The following is a 15924-nucleotide window of genomic DNA, read 5'->3' on the forward strand; positions in this document are numbered from 1 at the left end:
GTCAACGTTTAGTAAATGTTAGAAAGTCAAATTGCGAGGTTTTAAGTAGAAGTGTAGGATGTTTAAAAAGAGTATCAATAAGAAGTGAATAGGTATGTTAGGAATAACGTATAGGGTCTTACTTTGTACCCTATACGTCATCAGATTATTCAGGATTACCAGCCAGCGTTTTGCTTCAAATTTGTATTTAGCTGAATTTGTTGGGAAGGAATTGGTAATAGGTAGTTACGTTCTTGCCATCTTCTGCCTGTCTCGATTCGGTAGATACCATTCGAAATGTTGTTTCTAATACCCGTCCAATAAGTTTCGTAGGCTGTACCCGTCCATTGAATCCCTTGAATATCCATGGGCAACTCTGTTTCAGCCGTTTTCCAACGAATCAAATCATCTCTTCTGAAACCTTCAAAATACAATTCTATATTTCTTTCACGACGAATTTCTGTACGCATATCCAAGCCATTTGCCGAAACGAATGCATTGCTTAACCTTGGCATCGTCTTGTTTACACGATTTCTTACCAGATTCAATGAACGATTTAAGTCGACATCAGAGATAGAACCATTTCTTTCATAAACCGCCTCTGCATAGTTTAACAGTACCTCAGCATAACGAATTACAGGGAAATCATATCCTTCTTGGTTATCGTCCAAACGGCGTTCGGTCGCCCATTTCTGATTGGCATAGCCAGAGTTTGAATTTGATTTGTGTTTTCCTCTCGAAGCCGCTATATCAGCCGCATCTCCTTTCCATGTTACACGGGCACCAGGGTTTTCGTTATCCCAATAATAATTTCCATCAATCATCATGTTGTAGCGCATACGATTATCTCGGTTTTGAAACTCAGATGTTGTGGTCGCAAAGCCTTTGAATAAAGGCGATTTATCAATGGGCAAACCATCCTGACAAAGATATTGCGTAGCAAACTTGCGTGTTACCCAATAAATATTGTTGAGTGTGGAATGGGTAATATTTAACCTAATTTGGCGACTAGCAAAATCATATCTGTTCGCCAAAATATATTCTTTGTTAGCAGCCTTGGTAATATTGGCTGGGTTGGACTGCTGATTTTCCAAAATAAACATATATTTCTGTGCCGAATCACCCAAGGCCGTTGGGGCAAACAACTCATACAAAGCGCTTTTCATGACCTCGTCATTGCTCGAGATAGATTTGTCAAGCAAAGTATTCGCGCGGGCTGTATTTCCTCTAAATTTTTGCCAAGTACCTTCATACAAGGTTACTCTACCCAAAAAAGCCTGTGCTGCACCTTTACTTACTCTACCTTTATCGGAGGCAGCAATAGCAGATTCTAATGGCAAATCCGTAATAGCAGATTCGATATCTTGAATAATAAAATTAACAATTTCTTCTCTAGAATTTCGAGGAGAGCTTAGTTCGCTCGAAGTGGTCGTTAATGTTTTAGTAATCAATGGCACCTCGCCGTACTGTTGCAATAAGTCAAAGTACGTATAAGCTCTAAAGAACTTTGCCTCAGCGACAAACTGCTTAATGTCATTAGGTTGTGTATAAGTGCTTGCTTTTTCGATTAAGTAATTAGTTGCGCGAATTCTTGAATAGGCACTATTCCAGTTACCATCTGACAGTGGAATCGTGTTGGTACCATTACTGAAAGCATTTCCACCCGAAACAAATACAAAGTCTGCTCTACGGTCAGAGTGCGGTGAATCGTTTAGGATATCCGAGAAGCTGCGCAAGTAGGTATAAAATTCGTTGGCAGCTAATTTGAATTGATCGGAATTTTTCCAATAATCGGCATCCGAAATTTCATTGATAGGCTTTAAATCCACCAAGTCATTACAACTGGCCGTAGTAAACAAAAGTCCAACTAAAGCCGCTTTAATATATATCTTATTGATTTTCATAATCTTAATTCATTTATATTTTCCTAAATTCTCTTGCTAGAAAGTTAAGTTTACCCCAAATGTGAAATAACGATAGAATGGAAAGCGCTGACTCGTTGTACTAACATTCAGGTTGTTAGAATCGCCTGCGTTAGATACCGTTCTTGGTGCTTCTGGATCCCAACCATCTTTAATCTTAGAGAATTCATATAAATCATTTCCTGAAAAATATACTCTCAATCGTTCGATTTTAGCTTTTTGTGTGATAGCCTTCGGAATAGTGTAACCTACCACAAGGTTTTTCAGACGTAAATATGAACCGTCCTCTGCTACCCAGTCAGATGGGAAGTAATTGTAGTTGTTGATGGTACCCGTTGAGGAAATACGTGGTAAATTGGCGTTAGTTCTTTCTGGTGTCCACCACTGATCTAAGAAGGCTGCGTTTTGAGCTTGGAAAATTACCGCCGCAGGGATGCGCCAGTTACCATCGCGCACAATAGTGCGTTTGCCAACTCCTTGTAAAATAAAGCTAAAGTCAAATCCCTTGAATTGCAAACCACCATTTACAGAATAAGAATAACGAGGATTATCAGTGCCAAGATAAACAGCATCTTCTGGGAAAGTAATTTTTCCGTCGCCATTTACGTCTTTAAACATGTTGTCTCCAATTGCCAAACGGCTATTGGCTTGGGCCGTAGCCACTCCAGAAGGCATACCGATGTTGTTTCCAGTGATATACTTGCGATAATTATCTAATTGTTCCTGAGTTTGGATTCGACCATCGTATACCAATCCAAAATATGAGTTGATTGGATATCCTTCTACTGCTGCGTTAAATCCACGGTTGGCACTACTGATGAGATTTTGTCCACCAAAATTGACTAATTTATTTTGGCTATCTGAAATATTAAAACCTAAATTATAAGAAAGTTCTCCTACTTTATCTCTCCAATTCATTGAGAAATCCCATCCCCAAACGCTTAAATCACCATTGTTTCCCGTTGGTGCATTAGCCCCCATCTGCGCCGAATAGGTACGACTCAACAACATATTACCATTACGTTTCCAGAAATAATCAAATGACCCAGACAAACGTCTTTTCAAAAGTCCAAAATCTAGACCAATATTTTCGGTTTCTAGTTTTTCCCATGTGCGGTCGTACGCTACCAAAGTACCTGTTGGCGACACGCGAACTACTGGACTAGTACCCAAAATTGGATAACTGGCATCGGTTGAACTAGTAGAATACGCTAGGTTTAAGAATTGGATATAGTCATAATTGCTAATGCCACTCTGATTCCCCATCACCCCATACGAAGCTCTTAATTTTAATTCATCAAAAATATTCAAATCTTTGATAAAGTCTTCCTGACCAAGGCGCCAACCTCCTGAAACACCATAAAACAATTTCCAACGATCTTGTGCTCTAAATTTTGATGAACCATCGTAGCGAGCATTGGCTTCTACAAAATATTTATCATTGAAGTTGTAATTAAAACGAGCAAAATAACCTGCTAATGCGGTGTGAGTTTGACTTTCAGTTACCGTTTTGGAAGTAGGGTCACCAACACTCAGAGATAGTGAAGGAGGTACATTTGCTAATACATCAAATGTTTTTGCTAAATAAATATTACGCTGATACAATTCGTATTGTGCTCCCAACACAGCCTTAATCGTCTGATTTTGAGCAACCTCTTTCTCATACTCCAAGTATCCGTTCAAATTATAGTTATTCTCCAAACGCGATGAACGTTGGTAGAAACTTCTTGTAGGTAAATTCGAAATCAAAACATTTCCCGAATAATCATACCATCCAATCGAATTACCTAACGTACGAATATCAGTATCTAGTTGATAAAATCCTGCATATCCAACAGCTTTCAGATTTGAATTAAAAGCGTAGGTCAAGTTCACATTGGAGTTCAAACGGTTGTTATATTCCTTGTTATCGCCCCCTTGAATCGCAATTTGATTGACAGAAGCATTACCCAAACCCGACCCCCAAACGTAAGGCTTGCCTGTCAAACCCAAACCACTCAATGGTTTGCCCGGCTGATTACCATTATTCAAAACATCGCCTAAATAGGTTGGTTGAACAATATTTTGAATTTCATAAGAAATATTCGTTTCTAATTTCAACTTCTTAGAAAATTGGTAATCATGCGTAAGACGTGCATTGTATCTGTCTGAGAAATTATTTCCTACTTGCAACAAACTTCCATCTTTCAAATAGCCTAGGGAAATTCTGTAACCCGATTTTTCAGTAGAACCTGATATACTCAGTTGATGTTCGGTAGAAGTTGCCGAGCCCCAAAGCATATCTTGTTCTGTACCCGGGAAAAAAGTAAAATCCTTTACATCTCCAAACAAGGAGGCCCCATTGACACTCATAGCATCATACTCTGCTTTTGTCATCCACTGCTTACCAGCAGCCAACGCTTTTTCAGCCACAGCACCATAGTTATACCAAATATCTGTCGCAGGGAACCCATCAGTCGCACGTGCTTCTTTTACAAATGGCGCCCAACCTTTGATATCCACTAATTTTGGAAGCAAACCTACTTTTTTAATAGAAGTCGAACCATTATAATCAATTACAACCTTCCCTGATTTTCCTCGCTTGGTGGTAATCAATACCACACCGCCAGCGGCACGTGAACCGTAAATCGCCGCAGAACCATCTTTTAGGAAAGATATGTTTTCGATATCATTAGGGTTAAAAGAATTTAGTGCCCCTACCGATGGAACTGGCACTCCGTCTACAATTACCAATGGTTCGGTAGAGTTGACAGAGGCAGCACCACGAATCTGAAAATTCCAACCTTCACGGCCAGCTTGAGCAGAATTTCTTGTTACAGTAACACCTGGTACTTGTCCTTGTAAAGCAGCTAAAGGGCTTGATACGGGACCGCGGTCTTTGAAAGTTGCTGCTGATACTGTCGCAATAGAACCCGTCAATGTAGCCTTTTTGGCGGTACCATAACCTACCACAACAACTTCATTCAGCGATTTAACGTCAGATTCTAGGGTAACGTTAACAAGTACACGTTTTGAAACACTTACCTCCTTTTTGTTAAAACCCACTGATGATATTATCAAGGTGGCTGTTTCGGCCACTACAAGGCTATATTCTCCTTTTTCGTCGGTGGTAGTTCCTTTAGTAGTACCTTTGATAATGATACTGGCTCCCGGAATTGCCTGACCATTTTCGTCAGTTATTTTACCTTTTATGGTTTGATCACCCAAAATGGTTAGGGTATTGATACGAGTTTCCAAATTAGAAATGGTAGCCAACATCATATTCTTTTTCAAGATTATTTTATTACCAACCATCTCATAATCAACCCTTAAAGGTTTAAGCAAACGATCTAAAACAATATCTAATGACTCGTTTTTAACCGAAATTGTAGCAGTAGAATTAGCCGAGAAAATTTGAGGGTTATACAAAAAACGTACATCCGACAACTTTTCCAATTTATGTAAAATACTCTCAACTGACTGATTATTGCTTTGAACACTGAGTTTCTGATTAAGGACGTTTTGAGCCACACCTTCACGTGCCTCAGCCATCGTTGTACAGATAATCGCAATAAGCACCTGATAGAAACTTATCCGCATGACTTTTAGGATTGTTTTTTGAAATAGTACTTTGTTTTTCATACTTTTGTTTGATTTGTCGTTTCGAATCGGCAAACGCTCCCCCAGCACACTTTTTTAGTGTGTATCGTCATTGCCAAAGAAGATAGGGAGTTCTGAAGCGAGGGTGCGGGAACACCTTCGCTTCTTTTTTGTGGCTACTAGCCGAGTTTTTACATAATAATAATAAGGTTTACTTTATCTCAAAATAAAATTGTCTGCTTCCTAACGTTTAATAACAACCGTTAGAATATATCACAATTTGCGCATCCACTTGTTCATACTTTGCATCAAGGGTCTTACAAATGAGGTTGAGTTTTTCAAAAAGAGGTTCATCATCCAGCGAGGCCGTCAAATAACAATTTTTCATCACATCAGCATCGTACACGATATTCACACCATACGCTTTTTCAAGAACTTTGAATACCTCCGATATTGGTACATTAGTAAATTCAAACACCTGATTTTGTATAGGAACTTTTAACAAGTTTGGTGAATCAACCAAACTTCTAATCATTCTCTTATCGGTTTCGTCGAATACCACTTGTTGATTCGGCGTGAGTACCAATCCTTCTAATTTCTTGTGGTTGGTATGTTCATCCAAATTACTTTCTGTATTTTCAAAAACTGATACCTTACCTGTTTTTACAACCACTTTTACAGTTTTATCATTTCCATTTGCTTGTATTAAAAAACTAGTACCCAACACTTTAGTCACTAACTTATCAGCAAATACAAAAAATGGTCTCGATGGATTTTTTGCTACCTCAAAAAATGCCTCCCCGATAAGTATTACCTTTCTTTGTTCTTTTTCAAACTTTTCGGGGTACAGGATTTTACTATTTTTTTGTAAAACAATTGTACTTCCATCCTCCAAGTTTACGGTCATCTGATGATCGGTCGTATTCTCTTTGGTAATCCATTTTAAGGACGAACCTTGTGCCAAAGCAATACTTTTTTCGATTTGCAGAGAGGATTCACGACCTTTATTCAACCAAAAAACGCCAAGGATCAAAAGCACCGAAGCAGCAGCATAGAAAATTTTGTTCCAAGGCCAGCGAACTACCTTGTGCTGAGCTTCTGATTCATCCAATTGAGCATTTAACTTTTCTAGCTCAAGCGATACTTCTGCATCACTTACATGATCAAAAGCTTTGTAAATCGACAATAAAATGCCTTTGCTTTCCAAAATATCGGCTCTCTTATCAGGATTCAGTAGCATCCATTGTTCCCAAAAGGCGGTTTCTTCCTCAGAGTTTTCTAAAACCCATGCTCGGAAAGAATCATCCGAAATAAAATCTGTTGGCTTATATTGTCTATAATCTTGCATAGGATTTATTGCACTTTTTCTATTCTTCAAACAAAAGATGTAATAAGACTCTTGTCATACTCTTTTTTTGAAAACTTTTTTTTAAATAAAAATAAATTGCTTTCAAGTAAATCAATCCAGTATGTCCGAAAGACCTAAACTTGTTTTTAAACGATTAACCTTCAAAGATCATTAGTAAAAATAAAACCGTCATTTACCTCTATTTTAAAAAATGGAAAAAGTTTTTTCATAAAAATATATCATTATTTATTTTTTTGTTACATTTGCTTAATCAATTAAGCAAACTTATGGTAAAGTCAGCCTCTCTATCAAAAAATAATGAGTTGTATGTCTCTTTATGGGAACAATCTCAGCTAGGTGACCGTGCGGCATTCAGCAAATTATGCGAAGCACATTATCGTCTATTGTTCAACTATGCCGTGAACTTCACAAGTGATAAAGAAGCCATTAAAGATGGTATTCAAGATTTATTCCTACAATTATGGGAAAAAAGAAATACCATTGGCGCCATCAATGTGATAAGCATTTATTTGATAAGAGCTTTACGCAACAATCTACTCTACCAAATGCGTAAAAATAAATGGCAGGAATTCAGCACCGATGTTGACTCAGAGGAGGCTAATATTGCTGACGAAACTAATATTGAAGACCAGTGGATTTCGACGGAAATATATTCGCAAAATGAGCAACGTGTAAGAAAAGCCTTAGAATTACTGCCTAAGCGCCAAAGAGAAGTACTTTTTTTGAAATTTTATCAAGGTCTAAGCCACGATGAAATAGCTGATTTGATGAATATTAATAAACAATCCGTTTCAAATCACCTTCAAAAATCGATGAATACCTTGAGAACTTTATTCCCAAATCATTGGGAAATTTGGGTTGCTACCTACTTTATTCACTTGAAAATGAACTTATAATCCTTTCAAAAATAAGTATGCTCCAAGAAATTCTTGGAGCATAGCTTGATTATCATTATCTATCCAAAATAATTAATACACTGTCTTATTTAAGAGTGTTGAATTATGAGTTGTGAATTTTGAGTATAAATAAATAACTATCAATATTTTATACTAAAATCAGATTTCCCAATTCAGAATCTCTATTCCACAATTGTAGGCCTCAAAACTCTTATTTCACTTCTATTTTTAAAGGTCTTTACTGATTCTGAAATAGTCAAAATCAGCGTAACCTCCTATCTCTTTCGTAGCATAATTGAATAAGCCAAATCGATAGCCCATAAAATGTGGTAAAGTGTACTTCATTTTAAGAGGCTCGCCTATCTTAGTCCAGTTTTTTCCATCGAGACTGTAAAAGAATACTGCGGTATCTTTCAATTCAGTAAAATCGCAACTCGCTTTTAGGTAAACTTGATTTTGCTCTAATGGAACCTCTTCTATCAGCACGGGTTTTCCAGTATTAGCACTCACCATGATTATAACTTTCTTCCCATTTTTTACCTGCACTCCTACTTGTCCAAATAGTTTTTGTAAAAGACTTAATCCTGCAAAATCACCTTCTTTCATCTTTGAAACGTCGAGTAAAACGCTACCCGAACAAGTTGGGCCAAAGGTTCTTTGAGTTAATGTATTTCTTGCCAACAAATACGAAGTATCTATGCGAGCAGTTTTGAGACGAAGAAAACCTTTTCGCTCAGTCAAACTCCATAGTTTATGGTCAGGATTGTGGTTCCATTGCCAGACTAAAGGAAAAGATGCCTCTCCTTTCTTACGAGTAAATTCATCTGAATTCACCAAGTGTGGAATCAATCCAGTACTTACAGGCAAATCGAGGGTAGCAGGAACTTTGCCATTTTCACCTAATACTGGCCAGCCATTCTCCCATGTTACAGGCACCAAATAAGGGATTCGACCAACTGCACCATAATCCCTAAACAAATAAGAAAACCATTTTCCATCGGGTGTGTCAATCAAGCCTCCTTGCGCAACGCCTTTGTCTTGAAACGCCACTTTACCTTCCCATGGGCCAGTTAACTTATCTGCCCTGTGCACTACTACGGTTCTCATACTACCTTTTGGCCAAGCAATATTAAATAAATAGTATTTCCCATTTACTTTAAACAATTGCGATCCCTCAGATGGTAAACCAATTGGACCTGCAGGTACACTAGCATTTTCTATCAAAACATGGGGTACAGCGCCTTCCTTTACTCCAGAAGCATCACTTTTAAGTTCGATGATATTTAGTTTTCCTCCTCCGTAAATTAAATAAACTTTATCATCATCAAAAAATAAGGTATGATCATGATAAGAAGGAGCGAAAGTGTGGACTTTCCAAGGACCTTTTTCTATGTTCTTTGTAGTAAAAACGTAGGTTTTATTGGTCGTTTGAGCAAAGGTTGTAAGATAATAGGTACCCTTATGAAATCGCAAACTACTCGCCCATGAACCTCTTCCATAGGTACTTTTGCCATTCCGAAGATTTAGTTCATCAATTGACCCCAAGGTATCGATAGGATAACTCACCAATTGCCAATTCACCAAATCCTTTGATTTCATTATTGGTACGTTTGGTACCATGTGCATGGTGGTACTACTCATATAGTAGGTATCGCCTACTCGAATCATAGACATGTCGGGCACATCTGCGAAGATGACGGGATTTTGAGCTTTTTGGGCTTGTACTCCATTCCCAAAACTTACAAATAGGAATAAAGAGGTAATTATTTTTTTCAACATAATTCGTCTTTACAATGTGTCAAATTGACACTTTTAGAGGTAAAATAAAAGGCAAGTCAATTATGACCTGCTTTATGCATAATAATAGGACAAATTTAGCCATCGATTTAGGATAAACCAAACATTTTGAAATATTATTATTCATATATTTAATTATCTTATTGTTTGATTCTAAAAAAGAGTTAGGTAGATATTAATAAAACGTAACTTTACTTCATTATAAAGTAATGTAACAGTCCTAAACCCTGTTATTTTCAAAAAAGAATGAGTCAAAGAAGAATAACCATATATGATTTGGCAAGAGCCATGGGTATTTCGGCATCTTATGTGTCGAGAGCACTAAACGAACATCCTTCCATTAATCCCGATGTAGTAGCTGCGGTAAAGAAAAAAGCCAAAGAATTGAATTTTAAGCTTAATTCGCATGCGGCCAATTTGCGTCAAGGTTCTTCCAAAACGCTTGGGGTTATTGTGCCTCATATCAATCAGAGTTTCTTTTCGGAAATCATTGCAGGAATCGAAGAAATATGTTTTGAACATAATCACAGCCTCATTATATGTCAAACTCATGAGTCATACCAAAGAGAATGTCTGGCGGTTGATACCCTTGTGAGACAAAATGTAGACTGTATTATTCTTTCAGTCGCTGCCGAAACCACAACGACTGAGCATTTGGAAAACATAGCTCAGCATAATATCCCTCTAATTCAAATCGACCGTTATCTCGACCAATTAAATAGTTGTAAAGTACTGAACGACAACAAAAAGGCTGCTTACGATGTCATGCAAAGTCTTTTTGGACAAGGTTATGAACGAATCGCTTTTTTGGGTGGCCCCACTCATTTAACAACCTTTAAGCAACGTAGAGATGGATTTCTACAAGCTTGGGAAGATTCTGCCTTTTCAAGTAATACACCCTTATTGTTTGACGATGTCTTTGATTTGAATGTTGTTACTGAAGTTATAGACCAACTTTTAAAGGATGAAAATAGACCAGATGCCATTTTCACGGTATCTGATCATCAATCGGTTGCCGTACTTCAGAAGGCAGAATCATTAGGTATTCGAGTACCACAAGATTTGGGTATTTTTGGTTTTGCCAATGAAACCTTTACTGCTATTATGAATCCCTCTTTATCTTCTGTTGACCAAAAAAGCAAAGAATTAGGCATCAGAGCAGCACGAGTATATTTTGACGATATTCGTAAAAACAATGGTATTCCGAAAATAGACCAAGTTATCTTAGAAACAGAATTAATGACTAGGCAGAGTTCGATAAGGAGGTAAAGCACCAGAGACGCAAACATTGCGTCTCTAATGAATAACCATTTATACTTTTATATCTGTTCACTTTACCAACTGACGCAAGCATTGCTTCTCTACAATTAAGTTACAAATTAGAACCTATTCAATCCATTTGATACACACTAATTATCCGTCCTAAACGGCGAGGCTGGCAGTCCTTCTGCGTTGATTAAATTGGGATTTACGGGGTTATCTGCCCACGCATATCTGACAAATTTCGGATTCGAAATACCATCAGCCCAAACAATTACTTTATTTCCTTCAATTTTTGATTTTGCCCATACAAATTTCTTATCTGCTCCTGCAATCGCTAAATCCCCAATAGGTTCTCCGTCTTTGGTTTTGAGTCCATTTCCTATATTCTCGAAAGTCAAGATTATTTGATTATCCTTGATTTCGGAAGAAAGCAAACTTGGACCTGAATGAATGACATTTTCATGATATGCCAATTTTAAGGCGGTTAAAGCAAGTCGTTCACCCACATCTTTCTTGTTATCTGGGTGAATATCATTCCATTCGCCGAGGTCGATGGCAACTGTCATAGCAGTATTCGGTACTGATAAGGCTTTGGCTTGTGATTCTCGCAAAACAGCCCAACTGCTTTCAGAAGGAAGATAATCATAATCCATATATCCAGGCAATTGTATGTACAAGAATGGCAATGTTGTATTATTCCATTTTTGTCGCCAATCCTTAATCAAAGCGGGTAATAATTGTGCATATTCTGCAGGTTTCCCAGCGTTGCTCTCGCCCTGATACCAACAAATTCCTTTGATAGCGTATGGAATAGCGTGTGCCACCATAGCATTATAGAGTGCAGTTGGCTGATTTTGAGCACTTATGGGAAAGACAGCATTGGGATTAAATTGTCTTTGAAATACTGCTCCAACTTTATATTGCCATGTTCCTTTCAAATCAACGGTATCTTTTTCTGAAAAAATACAGTATGGTTTATCTGGTACAAAACCACCTTTCCCGCCGTTGTTGGTCACTCGAACGACAAAGATGTTTTTGCCTGCTTTTAATATCTCAGGAGCAACGGCATATCTTCGTTGTGGATACATATAACCTGTTGAACCCACTTTTTTTCCATTGATATATAACTCATCAGCATCGACAATTCTTCCTAAAAAGACCTTGGCATTTTTACCAATCATCGAGGTAGGAATCTCAATTTCTTTTCTATACCAAACAATACCATCCAAGTTGCGAATACCTTGGTCTTCCCAATACCCTGGCACATTGATATTTTTCCAGTTCTTAGGTATATAATTCGTTTCATACCATTTACCAGTCATTCCTTCGTCACTTGGTTGCGGCAACGAGCGACTGTATTCCTGACTTTTACGATTGACTTCATTGATGCGGGCAGTATCCTTATTATTGTTTACCAGTTCTTTCATATTGGGTATTTCGGGCAAACCTTCTTCGCTAATCCAAGCTTCTATTGGAGTTCCGCCGACGCTAGCGTTGATAATACCAATTGGAATCTGGTATTTTTGATGAAGCTGTTTCGCAAAAAAATAGGCTACTGCCGAAAAAGGTCTTACCTCCTCACCCAAGGCTTTTTTCCATTGTCCAACAGGAATATCTTCTTGTGCTGAAACGAGATTGGTTAGAGTAGGTACCCAAAATTGTCTAATCTGAGGAAAATTAGCCTCCGCAATTTCTTTGGCATAAGTCACATCATGGATATTGAGCTGATGTACCATGTTACTTTGACCGCTACAAAACCATACATCTCCAATCAAAATATCGTTGATTGTAATTTTGTTTTTTGTATCGCTCACCTCCATTTGATACGGACCTCCCGCCTCAAAAGCTGGTAAAGTCAATTGCCAACGACCAGATTTCGAAGCAATGGTTTTATAGGTTTTATTTTGAAACTTTACCTGAATTTTTGAACCTTCATTGTCCCAACCCCAAATTTTCAGAGCAGTTTGTCTTTGCAGAATCATGCCATCACTCACCAATTTGGGCAAACGCAATTGTGCATGAAGAGTAAAAGCAAAAACACAAAATGTGATCAGTAAAAAATACTTTTTCATAGTAAATAAAGCGATAGAGACGCCGAATAGACGTCTCTGGTAAGTTAAATATGATACGGTTCTATCAATTGAATCAATCCATTTTCATCATAATGAATCTCCGTCATTTTGATACTTCGCAAGTGCGTTACGCCTTTTGACAAGGTAGAATCATGATAGAATAAATACCATTTACCCTCGTATTCGCAAATAGAATGGTGTGTTGTCCAACCAATTACAGGGTTCATGATTCGTCCTGCGTAGGTAAACGGTCCATAGGGGTTATCGCCAATGCCATAACACAAGAAATGTGTGTCTCCTGTCGAGTAAGAGAAATAGTATTTTCCTTGATATTTGTGTACCCAACTGGCTTCAAAAAATCTGCGATCGTTGTCACCTGCTAACAGCTTTTCACCGTTTTCGTCCAAGATAAAAATCTCTTGAACTTCTTCTGCAAACTCCAGCATATCGTCGGTCAATTTGGCCACTCTTGGTCCTAAGGCAATTTCATTTGCCGTAGGTTCAAGGTTTTCTGCGTTAAATGTATTGTTGCGATAAGACTGTAATTGTCCACCCCAAATGCCCCCAAAATACATATATGCCGAACCATCTTCATCTACAAAAACAGCAGGGTCTATCGAGTAACTATTTTTGATAGGCTCAGGTTGTGCCACAAACGGGCCAACAGGCGAGTCGCTTACGGCAACACCAATCTGGAAAATTTCATCCTGATTTTTGGCAGGAAAATACAAATAATACTTTCCGTCTTTCTCCGCTGCATCAGGTGCCCACATTTGTTTTTTAGCCCAAGGAACATCATTTAAGTGCAAAGCCACACCATTGTCTACGGCTTCCGCGTCGGGATTTTCTAGCGAAATGACATGGTAATCTTCCATGGCAAAATGACTTCCTAAATCGTCAAAAGGAATACCTGCCTCGATGTCATGTGAAGGATAAATATAAATTTTACCGTTGAACACATGTGCTGATGGGTCAGCAGTGTAAATATGTTTTACTAAAGGTTGTGAGATTGCTTTTGAATCTATCGTATCAAAATCGATATGGTCTATTGGTTTTTCTGGCATGGTAATAGTTTTTTAATAGAATAGTGTTTGCTTTGATTTACTAGTTCAAGACTTAGTCTTGGACTCATTTTCTTAGCAGTTTGAAACTGTTTTTTATAAAATTCAGTCAAAAAGTCTAAACAACCGAATCACATTTTCTAGTTTTGTCAAGTAATTAAAGCTTACTTACTGATTACTGGACAAAACAAAAAAGAAGCTTTCACATGTTATCATCTCGTCAGTCAATTTTAAAAAACAGTTTTAAACTGTTCAAACAGTAAGTCCAAGACTAAGTCTTGAACTAGTAATAGTAAATTCAGTTTTGCCCAGTAGTTAGGCACTTTTATCTATTTTCTTCTCTCTTTTAAATCTGCTTCGATGGTTAATTCCATTTTTTTATCAATCATATATCCCAATAGCAAGGTTGCTCCCGCAATAAATAATCCCCCTGGAATCACACTCACAAGCAATTTTATTCCATTAATCGCACTTTCTGTTTGTTGTAAAGCATCAGCATCATAGCCAAAAATGCTCAGCATCCAAGTCGAGATAGCTCCACCTACACTTAAGCCGACCTTCAACCCAAAAATCATGGCCGAGAAAATAATGGCTGTAGCACGACGATTGTTTTTCCATTCACTATAATCGGCTACATCGGCAATCATTGCCCACAACAAAGGAATGGTTACGCCATACAATAAGCCATGTAAAGTTTGAATCACAAAAACCGCAGTTACTGATTCGTTTGAGATTACGTAAATTGACAATAGACAGAGTGCCGAAAGGCATAAAAATGAGGCAAAAATATTACGTTTACCAAATTTATCAGCTAATGGTTTTGAGAAGAAAATACCCACAATCATCGCAATCGTACTTGAGGCATTGATAATGCTCGAAGTAGCATAAGGTGCGCTATTTGATTGACTAAATTCAGAGAAGGCTTCTGCGCCAAAAATTTCACTCAATTGTTTAATCCACGAGGGAAAGCCTACATTTTCTAAAAATGCAACCTGACTATTTTCCGTTAAATAATATCTGAAGAAATAGATATTCATTCCGCCTTTCAATGCTAAAGTTATGAATACCAATACGGTAAGTACCAACATGATAATCCAAGGACGGTTGTTGAGTAAATCTTTTAAGTCTTCGGCAATTGGTGTTTTTTGAGTTACAGCAGGTACGATTCTCTCTCTCGTCGTAAAAAATGTTACTAAAAAACAAAGCACTCCTGTAATAGCGAAAATCAACATTACTTTTTCAAAGCCTACCGCTTTGTCACCATGCCCAACCGCAATAGCAGCGGGAAGCAAAATTACTTGAATGATAAATTGTGCTAACATTACCGCCACAAAACGATACGAAGAAAGGCTATTTCGCTCCTTCATATCTCCAGTCATTACACCACTCAAAGCAGAATAGGGCAAATTGTTAGCGGAGTAAATAACCACCAAAAAATATAGGTAATTAACGCATACAAAAACTTCCCTGAATCGCCTAAATCGGGGGTAGAGAATGCTAACAATGCCATTACACCAAAAGGAATAGCAGTCCATAACACCCATGGGCGAAATTTTCCCCAACGAGTAACAGTACGGTCAGCAATAGCGCCCATCGCCAAATTGAAGATTGCGCCAACGATACCTCCCGTTAGCATCACCAAACTTGCTTTGGAAGCAGGTATTTTATAAATATCTGTATAAAAAAAGGCCAAAAATGCCATTAAGGTTTGAAAAATCAAATTGGCGGCTAAGTCTCCAAGACTGTATCCAATTTTTTCTAGAACAGATAGTTTTTCAGATGGTTGTTGGTTCATAGTTAAATATGTTTGTTTTTCAGGAAATTAAATTGAAGCACAGAGGCACAGAGTGAAATTTATTTCTTGTTGAGTTGGTTCATTTTAATCATCTAATTTTCAATAGATTAAAATTATGTTATATCTATTCGAGACTTTGTCTCGGACTGGAGTTTGCTTCAGTTTTTAAATTGTTTTAAAACCTAGCTCAA

The 15924-nt window shown here is 37.7% G+C and carries 8 protein-coding genes and 1 pseudogene; 2 read left to right on the forward strand and 7 right to left on the reverse strand.

All coding sequences use genetic code 11. The annotated features are described in order from the left end of the window. Nucleotides 1-155: 155 nt before the first annotated feature. The 3 genes from BWI92_RS19325 to BWI92_RS19335 form a co-directional block, all read right to left on the reverse strand. On the reverse strand, nt 156-1883 hold the full coding sequence (locus BWI92_RS19325; RefSeq protein WP_095165804.1) for a RagB/SusD family nutrient uptake outer membrane protein: 1728 nt from the start codon (nt 1881-1883) through the stop codon (nt 156-158). 36 nt (nt 1884-1919) lie between these two features. Further along, nucleotides 1920-5522 (reverse strand): TonB-dependent receptor, encoded by a 3603-nt coding sequence (locus BWI92_RS19330; RefSeq protein ID WP_095165806.1) that lies wholly within the window; start codon nt 5520-5522, stop codon nt 1920-1922. A gap of 208 nt (nt 5523-5730) precedes the next feature. After that, nucleotides 5731-6828: a FecR family protein gene (locus BWI92_RS19335; RefSeq protein WP_095165808.1), complete on the reverse strand. Its 1098-nt coding sequence runs from the start codon at nt 6826-6828 to the stop codon at nt 5731-5733. Nucleotides 6829-7115: 287 nt separating this feature from the next. Here BWI92_RS19335 and BWI92_RS19340 point away from each other — a divergent pair, with 287 nt between their 5' ends. Next, complete coding sequence (locus BWI92_RS19340) at nt 7116-7745, forward strand: RNA polymerase sigma factor (RefSeq protein ID WP_095165810.1); 630 nt, start codon at nt 7116-7118, stop codon at nt 7743-7745. Between the two features lie 228 nt (nt 7746-7973). On the opposite strand, the gene BWI92_RS19345 is transcribed toward BWI92_RS19340, so the two are convergent. Beyond that, nucleotides 7974-9524: a glycoside hydrolase 43 family protein gene (locus BWI92_RS19345; RefSeq protein ID WP_095165813.1), complete on the reverse strand. Its 1551-nt coding sequence runs from the start codon at nt 9522-9524 to the stop codon at nt 7974-7976. A 264-nt stretch (nt 9525-9788) separates the two neighbouring features. On the opposite strand from BWI92_RS19345, the gene BWI92_RS19350 reads away from it, so the two are divergent. Next, the gene (locus BWI92_RS19350) at nt 9789-10811 is read left to right on the forward strand and encodes a LacI family DNA-binding transcriptional regulator (protein WP_095165815.1); all 1023 of its coding nucleotides are present in this window, start codon (nt 9789-9791) and stop codon (nt 10809-10811) included. Nucleotides 10812-10951: 140 nt separating this feature from the next. Here the strand turns inward: BWI92_RS19350 and BWI92_RS19355 are convergent, their stop codons facing one another. The 3 genes and pseudogenes from BWI92_RS19355 to BWI92_RS19365 all read right to left on the reverse strand — a co-directional run bounded on the left by BWI92_RS19355 (nt 10952) and on the right by BWI92_RS19365 (nt 15733). Continuing rightward, nucleotides 10952-12877, reverse strand: a complete 1926-nt coding sequence (locus BWI92_RS19355; protein ID WP_095165818.1) for a sialate O-acetylesterase — start codon at nt 12875-12877, stop codon at nt 10952-10954. 44 nt (nt 12878-12921) lie between these two features. Further along, a complete protein-coding gene (locus tag BWI92_RS19360; RefSeq protein ID WP_095165821.1) occupies nt 12922-13941 on the reverse strand; it encodes a glycoside hydrolase family 43 protein in 1020 nt (339 codons plus the stop codon). A gap of 326 nt (nt 13942-14267) precedes the next feature. Continuing rightward, nucleotides 14268-15733 (reverse strand): annotated as a pseudogene (locus BWI92_RS19365) (MFS transporter). Between the last annotated feature and the right edge of the window lie 191 nt (nt 15734-15924).

It is taken from the genome of Flectobacillus sp. BAB-3569 (assembly GCF_002270355.1).
GTDB lineage: Bacteria > Bacteroidota > Bacteroidia > Cytophagales > Spirosomataceae > Flectobacillus > Flectobacillus roseus.